At 38.1% G+C, this 15,026-nt stretch carries 9 protein-coding genes; 3 read left to right on the top strand and 6 right to left on the bottom strand.

All coding sequences use genetic code 11. From position 1 onward, the window contains the following. The first annotated feature begins 26 nt into the window (after window positions 1–26). Together DO88_RS15075 and DO88_RS15080 are read left to right on the top strand one after the other, a co-directional pair. Entirely contained in the window at window positions 27–3,200 is a 3,174-nt protein-coding gene (locus DO88_RS15075) for a response regulator (protein WP_232224779.1), read from the top strand. Between the two features lie 63 nt (window positions 3,201–3,263). Further along, window positions 3,264–5,462 carry a two-component system response regulator gene (locus DO88_RS15080; protein WP_033038184.1) on the top strand — a complete coding sequence of 733 codons (2,199 nt, stop codon included), beginning with the start codon at window positions 3,264–3,266 and terminating at the stop codon, window positions 5,460–5,462. Window positions 5,463–5,517: 55 nt separating this feature from the next. Here the strand turns inward: DO88_RS15080 and DO88_RS15085 are convergent, their stop codons facing one another. Together DO88_RS15085 and proB are read right to left on the bottom strand one after the other, a co-directional pair. Beyond that, window positions 5,518–6,765, bottom strand: coding sequence for a glutamate-5-semialdehyde dehydrogenase (locus DO88_RS15085; protein ID WP_007375947.1), 1,248 nt, complete (start codon window positions 6,763–6,765; stop codon window positions 5,518–5,520). Further along, on the bottom strand, window positions 6,762–7,868 hold the full coding sequence (proB, locus tag DO88_RS15090; protein ID WP_007375946.1) for a glutamate 5-kinase: 1,107 nt from the start codon (window positions 7,866–7,868) through the stop codon (window positions 6,762–6,764). Before proB ends, DO88_RS15085 begins: the two co-directional genes overlap by 4 nt. A gap of 862 nt (window positions 7,869–8,730) precedes the next feature. On the opposite strand from proB, the gene DO88_RS15095 reads away from it, so the two are divergent. Continuing rightward, window positions 8,731–10,578, top strand: a complete 1,848-nt coding sequence (locus tag DO88_RS15095; RefSeq protein ID WP_007375945.1) for a cation:proton antiporter — start codon at window positions 8,731–8,733, stop codon at window positions 10,576–10,578. Window positions 10,579–10,647: 69 nt separating this feature from the next. Here DO88_RS15095 and DO88_RS15100 read toward each other — a convergent pair whose 3' ends face one another. From DO88_RS15100 to hflK, 4 genes are all read right to left on the bottom strand, one after another. Beyond that, a complete protein-coding gene (locus DO88_RS15100; protein ID WP_007375944.1) occupies window positions 10,648–11,286 on the bottom strand; it encodes a tetratricopeptide repeat protein in 639 nt (212 codons plus the stop codon). A 112-nt stretch (window positions 11,287–11,398) separates the two neighbouring features. Then, window positions 11,399–12,712 (bottom strand): adenylosuccinate synthase, encoded by a 1,314-nt coding sequence (locus DO88_RS15105; protein ID WP_007375943.1) that lies wholly within the window; start codon window positions 12,710–12,712, stop codon window positions 11,399–11,401. Between the two features lie 214 nt (window positions 12,713–12,926). Beyond that, window positions 12,927–13,805, bottom strand: coding sequence for a protease modulator HflC (gene hflC / locus DO88_RS15110; RefSeq protein WP_007375942.1), 879 nt, complete (start codon window positions 13,803–13,805; stop codon window positions 12,927–12,929). Window positions 13,806–13,810: 5 nt separating this feature from the next. Continuing rightward, a complete protein-coding gene (hflK, locus tag DO88_RS15115; protein ID WP_007375941.1) occupies window positions 13,811–14,980 on the bottom strand; it encodes an FtsH protease activity modulator HflK in 1,170 nt (389 codons plus the stop codon). Window positions 14,981–15,026 lie beyond the last annotated feature (46 nt).

Raw genomic sequence — 15,026 nt, 5'->3', positions numbered from 1 at the left:
AAATAATTTTAGCTTTGTGCTTACTTATGAGCTTATTAGTACTGCAAAGCTATTTATTTAATTATTCACAAAAATCATTATTAAACTTACAAAAAGCACAACACAATGCACTGATGCAAAATGAAAGTGTAACGCGTTTAGAAAACGATGTTATTTCACTGCAAAGTCAGGCGATTGCTTATGTTGATAAAGCAAATCAAAATACAATCGAAAAATTCGACCTTTATTTAAATGAAGCAAATAAAAACCTCAATCTCTTAAAAAGCAATTCTGTAGAGCATTCTTTAGAGTATCAAAGTGCACTAAACAGACTTGGTGACTACCTAAGTAACTATCAAGACACGTTCAATCAAATTGTGATGAATCGAACTAAACGAGAGCAACTTTACATAACGCAATTTAAACAACCTATTACAGATCTAAAAATACAGATAACGAAATTAGAAACGCAAGCTTCCCCTAAAAGCAAAGCTATTTTTAGCGATATATTGCTTACTATAAGCAACCTAGAGCACGCGGTAGTAAGTTACCTGTATAAACCTAATTTTGACGAAGCACAAAATGTTAATAAAAACCTTGAGCATTTACACTCAAAATTAGCGAAAGCACCTAGCATAAGCAGTGTCTCCATGAACACGATTACAAACTTAAAGAAAGCCTACAGCCAATTAATGCTGCTGACACGTAGCTACACTTTTTCGATTAATGTTGTGCTTACTGGTATTGAAAACGAATTACTCTATTTAGCTAATCAAGTCAAAAAAACTGAAAAACTGAAATTTAATGAAACTGAAAAACAGCTCAGCTCCCACCTAATAAGCTACACAGAACAAGCGAATTTATTCGCTTTATTAATTACGATTATTGTTATATCAGTCGGCTACTTTATTTTTAGATCGGTCATTAAACCAATTACTCAGTTAACCACTTTACTAAACGATATGAGTAATGAAAAACAAGTTACGCTCAATAAAAACCATCATAATCAAAGCGAGATATCCGCAGTAATAAAAGCAGCAAATATGTTGTATCAAAAAAATCAGCAAACCAAAGAGTTACTGATTGAAACGCAGGCGTTAAATATCCAAATGGAGACTATGAACAAAGAGCTTACAGTTGCGATAGCACAAGCCGAAAGTGCTAACAAAACAAAAAGTGACTTTGTGGCAAATATGAGTCACGAGCTGCGAACACCAATGAATGGCGTATTAGGTATGCTACAGCTTTTAAGAGACAGTACTTTACCTACTAAACAGCAACATTACGCAGACAAAGCATATTCAAGTGCACATAATTTACTGCATATCCTGAATAATATTTTAGATTTTTCTAAACTTGAATCAAAAAAAATAAAAATAGAAGAAATACCATTTACTCTCGACTCTATTGTAAAAAACACGGGCAATTTATTTAAAGATACCGCGAATCAAAAAGGCTTAGCACTTGAATTCAATCTACATGCTGACCCACATTTAGAGCTGATAGGGGATCCATTTCATCTGAACCAAATCATCAATAATTGCGTCGGAAACGCAATAAAATTCACTGAACATGGGAAAATTCATTTAATTGTAGAAACAATATCCCAACAAAAAAACATAATTGATTTAAGGTTTTGTATTAAAGATACAGGCGTAGGAATTGAACCTGAACAGGTCGAGAAAGTATTTAACTCTTTTTATCAAGGTGATGCTTCTATTACTCGCAAATACGGTGGCACGGGGCTTGGGTTAACTATTAGCCAACAATTTACAAAAGTACTCGGTGGAAAAATTCAAATTCGAAGCGAAAAAGATAAAGGCAGTGAGTTTTATTTCACCTTACCATTTAAACTTTCACCACAACACAGACAAAAAAAACGAGCCTTACTCATTACGCCACAAAAAGAACAAGCTGCCCAACTTGTGTCTTTACTCAGCAGTGTTGGAATAACACCCGAAACAACAGAAGAGCCGCTACGCGCTCTCGCTAAAATATCTCAACCAAGCTCTCCTTTTGATATTGTCATTTTGTCATTGACGCAAGAAGAAGCCAAAAACAGTATTATTCTTCAAAAACTCACTGAAAGCAGTCAGCTATCTAAAAACAATTTAAAAATCATCATAATAATTACGGATACCGATCAGCCTCACACCCAGCCAACACAAAAAAATGTACATATTATAAATAACAGTTACAAACAGTCGGATATCTTAAAATTACTTGCATCTGAAAGCAAAGCAAGCATCACCCCAAAGCCTGATAACTTGATTAAATTTACTGGTATAAAAGCACTCATTGTTGACGATAACCCTCTGAATATAGAAATCACCTCTGCAATGTTAAAAAAATTAGATCTAGACATTGTAACGGCAATGAACGGGCTGGAAGCCGTTGAGTGTGTTAAAAACAATATATTCGACATTATTTTTATGGATATTCAAATGCCAGTAATGGATGGTATTTTAGCCACCAGTAAAATTAGAGAAAATGGTGAAACGCTACCAATAGTTGCATTAACCGCGGCAGTACTTCCTGAGGATAAAAAGGCAGCTATTGATGCAGGTATGAATGACTTTTTAACCAAGCCCCTCATTTTTGATATGCTATTTCAAAGCCTTGAAAAGAATTTATCAACGCCCCAAAGTGGTTTACTCATTAATATCCCTCTAGCACTTGATAACTTAGATAATAATGAACGTTTGCTAAATAAATTGATTACACAGTTCGCGATAGACTATGAAAACTTTATTGTAAAGTTTCAAAAGCTACAAGAAACTAATAATAATATTGAACTTGCCCGCCATGTTCATGCAATAAAGGGTTTAGCGGGCACTTTAGGATTAGAAGTTTTAGAGCAGCTAGCTAAAAAAATTGAATCTCAAATACGTAATAAAGAAGTTGTTTCATTTTCACTGTTTAGTGAGCAATTTGTAATTACTTTGCATGCAATTAAACAGTATCTAACAACTCAACGCCTTAGCGAAGATGTCAGTTTAGAGGGCAATGAAAATGCAAGCGAACTTACAACCCTTATTGATAAAATTTATGAATTAACAATTAACTCAAAGCCAATTCCTAGCGGCTTAGTAAGAAGCTTAAATGGCTTCACTTTGAAATCTCCCCATCCTTTACTCGGACTTAAGTCGGCAATAAATCAATTTGACTATCAATTAGTATTAGAGTTGATAAGCCAATTTCGTGATGACAATTTAAATTAGCCAAGCGTAAAAAACTAAGCTAGATTAGATATTAAAGACTCAAAAGGATTGAATGTGCATTCGATGTATCCGGCTAAAAATACTAGTGAAGCTCAAGATAAAAAACAAAAACCTTTAGTGCTAATTGTTGATGATGAGCCAAACAATCTTCATGTACTAGTTGAAGGGTTACTTGCTGACTATGACGTTAGAGTATCTATTAGCGGCGAACAAGCCCTAGCTTTTATAGAATCAACACGCCCCGATTTAATTTTGCTTGATATAATGATGCCGGGTATGGATGGCTATGAAGTATGTGAAATATTAAAATCACGCCAAAATACCAAAGGAATCCCCATTATTTTTGTGACAGCACTGACCACTGAAGACTCAGAAGAACATGGGTTTGAATTAGGTGCTATTGATTATATCCACAAGCCTTATAAACTTGCTTTAGTAAGAGCCAGGATTCGTACTCACATAACATCTCAGGGTATGTTAGACCGACTTATAGAGAAGAACTTTGACCTGCACGATAAGCTCCTTGAAATAGAATCTCTAGCACAAGAATTAAGTGAAAGAGAAGAGGAGCTTAAGCAATTATCATCTAAACAAAAGCTTTTCTATCAGGCGTTGGTGAGTACTGCCGATGGTGTTGTTATTACTGATTCCGATGGTAAAATAATTGCTGTTAACCCTTCCTTTTGCCGTATCACAGGCTTTACTGAAGCCGAAGCGCTAGATATTAAGTTACATAAACTAAAACAAAATAACCAAGCAGGTATAAGCTTCAATAATGTTTGGCAACACGCTAACAAAGCCGGTTATTGGAGCGGAGAGCTCGTTACGCGTCGTAAAAATGGTGAGCTATACCCTGAATTACTGACACTAAGTATGGTAAAAGGTGAACAAGACACAAATATTCATTTCATTGGTGTATTTAGTGATATTTCGAGTTTGAAAGTAACCCAAGAACGCATTGACTACCTTACTTGGCATGACGAGCTAACCGCTTTACCTAACCGAAACGGTTTTCTAAAGCAGCTAGAACAACAATTACAGCGATGTTCTTTAGACAATAACTACGCTTATATTTATATAATAGACATAGACAGCTTTCACTCAATTAATGATGGCCTTGGTTTGTTAGCAGGCGACAAAGTTCTTAAAGAACTTGCCAATCGTATCCATAATAAACTTGATAAAAAAGACGTTATTGCACGCTTAGGCAGCGATGAATTTGCCGCTTTGAGTAGTGTTGACAAAGGCGTTGGTCGACTAAGATCACAAGAAATTGCAGAACATAAGGCACAAGAGTTATTAAGAGTTATTAACGAGCCTTTCATAATTGATGATCAACAAATAAGTATTACAATTAGCATCGGCACCTATATTTTCCCTAGAGAAGATCAGTGGGAAAATGCGATTGAAACGATCAGAAACTGCGAAGCTGCTTGTTATAAAGCAAAAGAAAAAGGCGGTAATAGAGTCACTTTCTTTGATAACTCTTTTGGTGAACAGGCAAAGCGCCGCTTTGAAATTGAACAAGACTTACGAAAAGCAATATCGCAAAATGAATTAACACTTTATGTTCAGTCTCAATTTGATAGTCAGCAAAAGTTAAAAGGTGGCGAAGTGCTCTTACGGTGGATGCATCCTGAGAAAGGCTTTATTAGCCCCGCTGAGTTTATTCCTATTGCTGAAGAGTCAGACATTATTTATGAACTAGACTCATGGGTACTTACAAATTCTTTGTCGCTTATTCAACAGTTAGATGATCGTCATTCAACACTGAGCTTATCGGTAAATATTAGTGGTAGACACTTTCATGAAGCACGTTTCCTATCATTATTAAAAACTAAAATAGAGTTTTACGAAATAAAACCAAACCAGTTAACTATCGAAATTATTGAAGGCACCTTACTCAATCACATAGAGTCCGCCATTGAGGCGGTACAATACCTAAAAAACTTAGGTGTTCGTGTATCCATTGATGACTTTGGTACGGGTTATTCAAGCCTTACCTACCTCAAACAATTGCCTATTCAAGAATTGAAGATAGACCGCTCATTTGTGTTTGATGCGCCGACTGATAACAACGATAAATTAATTATTGATATGATTGTTAGCTTAGGAAAGCTATTTCAGTTGAAAGTTGTTGCCGAAGGAGTAGAGAATCAGTCCCACTTTGATTTATTCCAAGAGTACCCTGAAGTAATTATGCAAGGCTATCATTTGCATAAGCCAGAACCAGCAAGTGATTGGATAAAAAAATTAAAATAAACCACAAATACAGCAAAGCCGAGCAATGCTCGGCTTTATTACTTACATCGTTAATTTATTCACGAACTTGGCCTTCGCCATTTACTAAGTACTTCTCAGTAGTGAGTGATTCAAGCCCCATTGGACCGTATGCATGAAGCTTGGAGGTCGCTATACCAATCTCCGCACCCAGACCCAATTGTGAGCCATCAGAAAAGCGAGATGACGCGTTAACCATTACTACAGAAGCATCAACACTGCGTTGAAATAACTCTGCGGCAGTTTGATTTTTAGTACAAATCACTTCGGTGTGGTTTGAACCGAACTGTGCAATATGCTCAACTGCTGCCGTAAAGCTTGGAACAACGCGAATAGCAATTTCTAAATCTAGATACTCTTCACCAAATTCATCATCAGCTAAAACGGTTGCGTTATCAAAATATTTAGCTGCAAAACTGTCTGCATTTATTTTCACACCTTCTTGGCGTAATACGACTGCACACAGATTTAAAAACTCATCTGCCACATCTTGATGAACAACTAAGCCCTCTAGTGCATTACAAACACCGGTACGCTGCGTTTTACCATTAAGTAGTAAGTTAAGGGCTACTTCTAGATCTGCATCTTTATCCACATATAGATGACAAACACCTTTGTAATGCTGAATTACAGGAATCGTACTGTTTTCAGTAACAAAGTTGATTAAGCCTTCGCCGCCACGTGGAATAATTAAATCAATACTTTCGCGTTGCTGCATTAACTCCATTAATAGCGCACGATCTGGATCTGGAATCACTGAAATAAGTGATACTGGTAAGTTATGCTTTTCAAGTACGCTATGCATCACACTTGCGATAGCTTGTGAACTTCTAAGTGCTTCTTTACCGCCACGTAAAATTACGCCATTACCTGATTTAAAACATAATGCACCAGCGTCTGCTGTCACATTCGGGCGTGCTTCGTAAATCATACATACAACGCCAAGAGGTACGCGCATTTTACGAATTTTGATACCGTTTGGACGCTCGGTAATATCTCGTAGCTGACCAACAGGATCATCAAGGCTTACTATAACTTCAATGCCTTGTGCCATTGATTCAATACGCTCATCGTTTAACGTTAAGCGGTCGATCATTGAGGCAGCTAAGTTATTGTCGCGTGCTGCGCTTAAATCACTTTCATTTTCTTTTATTATAAATGCTTTTTGCTCTCTTAATGCCGCTGCCATTTCAACTAATACTTGGTTTTTAGTCTCGGTATCGAGTAAAGCAAGTGTATGTGCAGCTTTAGCTGCCTGACGTGAAATGTCCGTAATTAAACTCATGACTTCTCCAATAATGCGATATGTTTTTCAGATATAACTGGTCCAATTGAATCCTGCATTTTTTCGCTGAATTCACTCTGTTCGTTGTCTGCAATAAAGTTTAACAAACAGCTACTATAATTTGCGGTCGCTTTAGCTAGACGCGTACCGTCTTCACTTCGTACTAAAATGGTATCACCGATAGCAAATTCACCGTGTACTTCAACGATCTCATCGCCGCGAATACACCCAGTTTCACCTTCTAATGACTCATCAAACGACCCATCAACAACAACTTCACCTTGCTCGTTTGCTGTATGTGTCATCCAATGTACAGAATCTTGCATTGGCTTTTCGTATGGCGAAAAAATAGTACCTGGATTTTCTCCAGCTAATAATCGAGTAAATGTTTCTTCTTTAAAGCCATTAATAATATAAGTGGCTATACCGTGTGATGTTGCCTTTTCCGCAGCCTCTATTTTAGTTTTCATACCACCTGTGCCTACAGCACTCGTAGCACATCCTGCCATAGCATAAATAGATTCATCAATTGATTTTATTTCAGGTAATAAAACAGCATCGTCGTGCAAATTAGGATTTTTATCATATAACCCATCAACATCCGAAAAAATCAGTAAAGCATCTGCATCTGCTGCAGCGGCAACCATAGCGGATAAATTATCGTTATCACCTACTCGTAAATCGTCTGTTGTCACAGCATCATTTTCATTGATGATTGGTAGCACACCGTGCTCAAGTAACGTAAATACGGTTTCCCGAATACTTTGATAACGCTCATGATCACGTAAGTCACCATGAGTTAGTAGTAATTGCGCAGATGGAAAGTCGAAAAAACGGTCCCACATGGCAATCATTTCTGTTTGGCCTGCTGCCGCCATTGCCTTTTTCATTACAACTGAACGTGGTTTATCTGATGGAAACAAGTGCGCGCCAGCCGCTACCGAACCAGACGAAACCAGGATCACCTCAATACCACGCGCACGGCAACGAACAATAAACTGTGCGATGGTTAATATATAACGTGAACGGCAGCCATCGTGATCCGGTGCAATTAAAGCGCTGCCTACTTTAAGTACAATGCGTCGCCAATTTAACTTTTGCATAAATGCTCAACTTTCCATTTTATTTGCGCTCACTACTCGTGAGCTAAAACTAAGTAGCTAGGTATAAAACCTTGCTTCGAATTTATTTATCGTTTGACAGCACTTTTAAACGCACACAAAAAGGCCAAATCTAAAACGTTGTTTTAAATTTAAGCTCAGATATAAAGTAGCACCCACCCAGTGTTATGAGCAGTACCAATAAGAAAGTTTAAAAGTGTTGTTTATGCATCGCTGTAAAAAGCTGTGTGTGGCTTTTCTATTAACAACATACATAGAGCCTCTAGAGTCTGATACACCAACAGATAGGGTGAAGACTCAAGGACCGAGATTTAATCGCCACGATGGGGATTAAATATTGAAAAGTAATAGTTCAACTCAAACCTTTATTTGTTAAATAAAATAAACAAACTTGTCCAGTAAAACCATACTTAAGAATTCGGAAAATAAAATTTTAACGTTCAGATACTAATTTAGTATTCAAAACATGATTATAAGCAGTAAAAATGACCGTAGTATTAACGCTCAACTATTTCAACCAACAATCTTAATTAGATAACTAATAATTCGAACTCAAAGTATAATACGCTAAATTACATAGTAAGATCAAGGCTAAAATTCAAACAGAGCTATTACACATTGATAATAAAATATATATTTTCATTATAAATCAACAAGATAATAGTAGTTAATGTGCTTTTATAAAGTCTTTGCATCCAAGAACCAAAATTAAAGATCACTAATCTTTTATTAGCAGCTAAAATTGATTAGTAATATTTGAATTTCCCGTGTATACCCCTGTATTAATAATTAACAAAAGTTATACTTTTAAAATATATCGTCATAAATAAGGAATTCTTAATCTATGTCAGCAATTTATATAGCCGGTATCGCACTTTGCTCTGTACTTGCCCAGTGGGTCGCGTGGGCATTTAGAGTACCCGCTATTCTTTTTTTATTGCTTACTGGTCTTTTACTTGGGCCATTTAGTGGTGTTTTAGACCCTGATGCATTGTTAGGTGATTTACTGTTTCCAGTTGTATCACTAAGCGTTGCAATCATTTTATTTGAAGGTTCTCTTACTCTGCATTTCAGAGAATTAAAAGGGATTGGAAAAGTTGTAAGAAACCTTTGCTCAATCGGCATGCTTACTACCTGTATTATTATTAGCCTAAGCGCCTATTGGTTACTTGAGCTTAATTGGCGTGTAGCTGCAGTCTTAGGTGCAGTGTTAGTTGTAACAGGCCCTACTGTGATAGCACCGCTATTAAACTCAATGCGCCCAACACAAGACATTGACCGCATACTACGCTGGGAAGGTATTGTAATAGACCCAATCGGCGCATTGTTTGCTGTATTAGTATTTGAAGCCGTAATGCTTGTAGGCCAAGGCGAAGTATTTAGCCACACTATTATTGCTTTAGTTAAAACCCTCGGCGTTGGTTTAAGTATTGGTGTTGCTGCAGGCTGGCTAACAACACTATTAATGCGCCGCGAATGGCTACCATTTGAATTACATAAGTTTGGAATTTTAGCGTTAGTACTCATTAGTTTTTCTGTATCAAACTATTTAAGCCATGAATCGGGTCTTTTAGCTGTGACAGTATTTGGCATTTGGCTTGCTAACCAAGACGATTTAGAAATAGATTCTGTACTGGAGTTCAAAGAAGACTTGTCGATGATATTAATATCAACGCTGTTTATTTTACTTGCAGCACGCTTACAGCTCTCTGATTTAATGATGCTCGACAGCGATGTATTTATATTTTTAGCCATCGTACTTTTTGTTGCACGCCCATTATGTATTGCTATTTCGACCTTTGGTACTGACCTACCAATGAAGTCTCGCTTGGTACTTGCTTGGATAGCTCCACGCGGTATAGTCGCCGCTGCCGTTGGATCGGTATTTGCGCTTAGTATGATGGAGTCTGGTGTTGCTGATGCTGAAAAAATGGTACCTCTTATATTTACAGTAATTATAATTACCGTTGTACTACAGAGCTTAACTGCGATTCCTGTTGCTAAACTTTTAGGTGTACGCCAACCGTCGCCTAATACGATTTTGATTATTGGTGCAAACCATGTTGCACGTGCCATTGGCCGAGGCTTAAAAGATCAAAATATTCCTGTTCATTTATCAGACCCAGCATGGGAAAACTGTAGAATGGCACGTATGGATGGCTTAGCGTGTTATTACGGTAACCCGCAATCGGAGCACGCCGAACGCTATTTACCACTAACTACTATTCGCAGTGTACTAGCACTCTCACCTAATCGTCATCACAACGCGTTGGGCGTCCAATATTTTTCTCACTTACTTAATGAGAAAAATGTATTCTCATTGCGCTCTTCAACGTCGCACGCAAAAGCAAATAAAGACAGCGCAACGTTTTTATCACGACAAATACTTTTTGGTGACGAAGGGTCATATGCACGCTTAAGCAGCATTATAGCTAAAGGTGGTAAAGTTAGTTCAACACGTATTTCTGATGAATTTAGCTGGGAGCAATATCTAGAAATGAACCCTGAGGCTATACCACTGTTTATTCTCATTGGTGATAAAGACAGTGATGAGGATACACCAATTAAGCTCAGACCGTTTACAATCAACATGGAAAAACCGCCGCAAGAAGGCGAACGCGTTGTTGCATTACAGCCGCCTAAAATGTCAGTTTTAAAAGACCCGCAAACAAAGGCTAAAGAAGACAGTTAAATACTTTTACAGTCTGTAAAAACTAAAAAACCCTAACTTAAAAAGTTAGGGTTTTGTTTTTTAAAGCCATTAAATAGGAAGACGAGCTCGAGCAACCACACTTGCTGGCATTTTTTCAGCTAATTGAGTAAGTGATTGTTCAATTTTTTGATGGGTTGCTTTATCTGCTACCATAGAGTTAAACAACCATCGATACGCATCTTCAAAGTCTCGTGGACTACCAAAGCCATCATTAAATAATTTAACCAAGCGCAACTGAGCTTTTAAATTGCCTTGCGATGAAGCTTCACGTAAATACGTAATTGCCATCGCTTTATCTTGTTGCACTAATCGGCCAGTGTCGTAGTAACGTCCTAGTTGCTCTAATGCTGCCGCTAAGCCCTGCTGAGCAGCTTTACGCATATAATACACACCTAACTCTACATTTCGATCAACGCATACGTTATAAGCCAGCATATCGCCATATAAAAACTGATAAGACGGTAACGCCATTTTATTGGCTCGTGCTTCTATATCTTGCACTAACTGGCAATCATCAGCCTTTACGCGCTGTAAATGGACATTTTTATTTATCAATGCAATCAACTCAGGCTCAGTGTACAACGGCACAGCAGCAGATGTTTCCTCAGCTAAGCTATTGCCACTTATGAGTAAAGAGAGTGATGTTAGCGATATTGCCAACATTGAATTACAAAATAATAAACGCATATTCGCCACATATAAAAATGATATCTACAAAATACTATACAAAGATCGTTCCAAAGTGAATTTTAGGCACAAAAAAAGCTGCACTAGGCAGCTTTTTTTAATCTAATAGTAATTACGCAAACGGGTTGCGAAGTACCATAGTCTCTACACGATCAGGACCTGTAGAAATAATATCAATTGGAACACCCGTAATTTCTTCAATACGCTTGATGTAGTCAATTGCAGCTTTTGGTAAACCGTCAAGACTTGTTACACCAACTGTGTTCTCTGACCAACCTGGCATCTCTTCGTATACTGGTGTTACTTTATCGTAACCTTCAGCTGCTAATGGTGTTACGTTAGTAACTGTACCATCTTCGAGCTTGTAACCAATACAGATTTTAAGTGTTTCTAAACCATCTAAAACGTCAAGCTTAGTTAAACAAAAACCTGAAATACTGTTGATTTGAACTGCACGGCGCATAGCCACTGCATCTAACCAACCAGTACGACGAAGTCGACCTGTTGTTGCACCAAACTCATGGCCTTTATCGCCTAAATGCTTACCAACTGGATCTTGTTTATCAAGACCATCGTAAAGTTCTGTAGGGAAAGGACCTGAACCAACACGTGTCGTGTACGCTTTAATAATACCTAGAACGTAATCAAGGTTTAATGGACCAAAACCTGCACCCGTCGCAACGCCACCAGCGGTAGTATTTGAAGACGTTACATAAGGGTAAGTACCGTGATCGATATCAAGTAACGTACCTTGTGCACCTTCAAATAAAATGTTTTCGCCTGCTAAACGCGTTTGATCTAAAAGCTCAGTTACATCTACAACCATTGCTTTTAAGATATCAGCAACAGCCATTGCATCATCAAACGTTTTTTGGAAATCTACAGCATCTACTTTGTAGTAGTTAACTAAAGTGAAGTTATGGTATTCAAGAACTTCTTTTAATTTAGTTGCAAATAATTCCGGATTAAACAAGTCACCTACACGTAAACCACGGCGCGCCACTTTATCTTCGTACGCTGGACCGATACCACGGCCGGTAGTTCCAATTGGCTTATCGCCACGAGCAGTTTCGCGGGCTACATCTAATGCAACATGGAAAGGCAAGATTAGTGGACATGCTTCGCTTATTAAAAGACGCTCGCGTACTGGTACGCCGCGCTCTTCAAGCATGCCAATTTCTCTCATTAGCGCTTCTGGTGATAAAACTACACCATTACCAATCACACATTTAACATTGTCACGTAATACACCCGATGGAATAAGGTGTAGAACCGTCTTTTCACCTTCGATAACTAAAGTATGACCCGCATTGTGGCCACCTTGATAACGAACTACTAAAGATGCTTTGTCCGTAAGGAGGTCAACTACCTTACCCTTACCTTCGTCACCCCATTGGGTGCCTAATACAACAACGTTTTTACCCATTGTAAATTCACTTAGAGAAAATTAGGACGAGATTTTACCAGAAAACTAAAGTAAAGATCACCCCTGTTCAGCTTATTTTTTCCGCGTAGTTTTTTTTAAACCTAAACGATAGCTAATAACCACATAAATAACAGTAATTTAAACTATTAAATACCCATTAACAAAAAGCCCCGCAAATGCGAGGCTTTTAACTTTTAAATACTTAATGTAAAGCTTATTGAGCTTTAGCACCTTTCATATATTGGAAGAAGTCGCTATCTGGTGAAAGCACCATAACGTCTTGCTTATTTTTAAAAGTCTTTTTATATGCTTCTAGCGAGCGTACAAAACTAAAGAACTCAGGGTCTTTATTATATGCATTTGCATAAATCCCAGCAGCGTCTGCATCACCTTGACCACGTACAGAACGAGAATTACGCTCTGCATCAGCAAGCATAACCGTTACACGGCGATCGACACCAGCACGAATAGTTTCAGCTTTTTCTTGACCTTCAGAACGATGCTCTTTTGCAACGGCAGTACGCTCAGCGCGCATACGTTGATAAATAGAGCTACTGACCTCTTGAGGTAAGTTGATTTGCTTAACACGCACATCAAGTACTTCAATACCTAACTCGCGTGCACTTTCAGAAGCTTGTACTAACGCCTCTTCCATTAACTCGCTACGCTCACCTGATACAATTTCGCGAATAGTTCGCGTACCAAAGTTAGTACGCAAGCCATTATTTACTTTTTGTTCAAGTAACGTTTCAGCATATTGCTTATCGCCACGAGCACGTAAGTAAAAAGTGCTAAAATCGTTTACACGCCATTTTACAAATGAATCAACAATTAAGTCTTTCTTTTCACTTGTAACAAAGCGGTCTGGCGTACCATCTAATGTTTGAATACGCGCATCAATACGTCGTACTTGGCTAAAAAACGGTACTTTAAAGTGTAAACCAGGGCTGTAAACAACAGCACTGTCTTCACTGTCTTTTTGTACTTTGCTAAATAGCAAAACAATTGCTTTTTGCCCTTCAGGTACAACAAAAACTGACGAGAAAGACATCACAATGGCAGCTAATAGTATTACTAAACTAAAGTTTTTCATTATGCTTATCTCCCTTCATTAAAGCGATCATTGTTAAAGCGGTCATTACCACCATTAACAGTGCTATTGCGTGATGTATTCACTTTATTACGTAAATCTTGAATATCACTTGAGCTTGGTAGAGCAACACGTGTTGCTGTGCCTTGCTTATCCATGATCTTATCAAGCGGTAAATAAATCATGTTATTACCACCTTTCACATCAACCAATACTTTAGAACTACTCCCTAGCACTTCTTCCATTGCATCAATGTATAAGCGCTCACGAGTAACTTCTTTAGCTGCTTGATATTCAGGTAATAACTTTTCAAACCGAGCCACTTCACCCTGTGCTTCTAAAGTTATACGCTCTTGGTAACCTTCAGCTTCCTGCGTCATACGTGTTACTTGACCACGTGCACGAGGCTCAATTTCACGGGCGTAGGCCTCTGCTTCACGAATGAAACGTTCTTCATCTTCTTGTGCAGCAATTGCATCATCAAATGCATCTTTAACTTCAGTTGGCGGACGAGAATCTTTAAAGTTAACGTCAGTTACAATTAAACCCAAGTTATATGGTTCGATAATCTTATTAAGCTCATCCCATGTATTTTGACGAACAACCTCACGACCATTAGTCAAAACTTGGTCCATTTTGGCATGGCCCACAACATAGCGCAGTGCGCTATCTAATGCTTCTTCTAAGCTGCTATCAGCATTAGTTACACTAAATTTGTAAAGGTATGGGTCAATAACTCGGTATTGCACCTGAAACTCAACGCTTACTACGTTTTCGTCTTCAGTTAACATAAAGCCAGTAGCTGATAGTGAACGAACTGCTTCAATATCGACTGGGATCACTGTTTCAATAAACGTCATTTTCCAACGCAGACCTGGATCTGCAATTCGGTCATATTTGCCAAATTGAAGAACCACACCACGCTCGGCTTCTTTTACCGTGTAAATACCACTTAACGCCCATACAATAACGGCGATAATAAGTATAAATGAAATACCGGCTCCGCCAAGTCCACCACCGCTACCATTGCCGGATTTTTTCCCGCCAAATAAGCCGCCGAACTTGTTACTAAATTTACGGAACACCTCGTCTAAATCAGGTGGGCCTTGATCACGTCCGCCTTTATTATTCCACGGATCTTTGTCATTGCCATTATTACCCGGTTCATTCCAGGCCATAGCTATACTCCATTGTTATCTAAATAAATTAGGAAATTGTGTTAAA

Source organism: Pseudoalteromonas sp. S3431 (genome assembly GCF_000690035.1).
GTDB lineage: Bacteria > Pseudomonadota > Gammaproteobacteria > Enterobacterales > Alteromonadaceae > Pseudoalteromonas > Pseudoalteromonas fuliginea.
The sequence above is the reverse complement of the archived record's forward strand: the minus strand, read 5'-3'. Positions and strand labels throughout refer to the sequence as shown.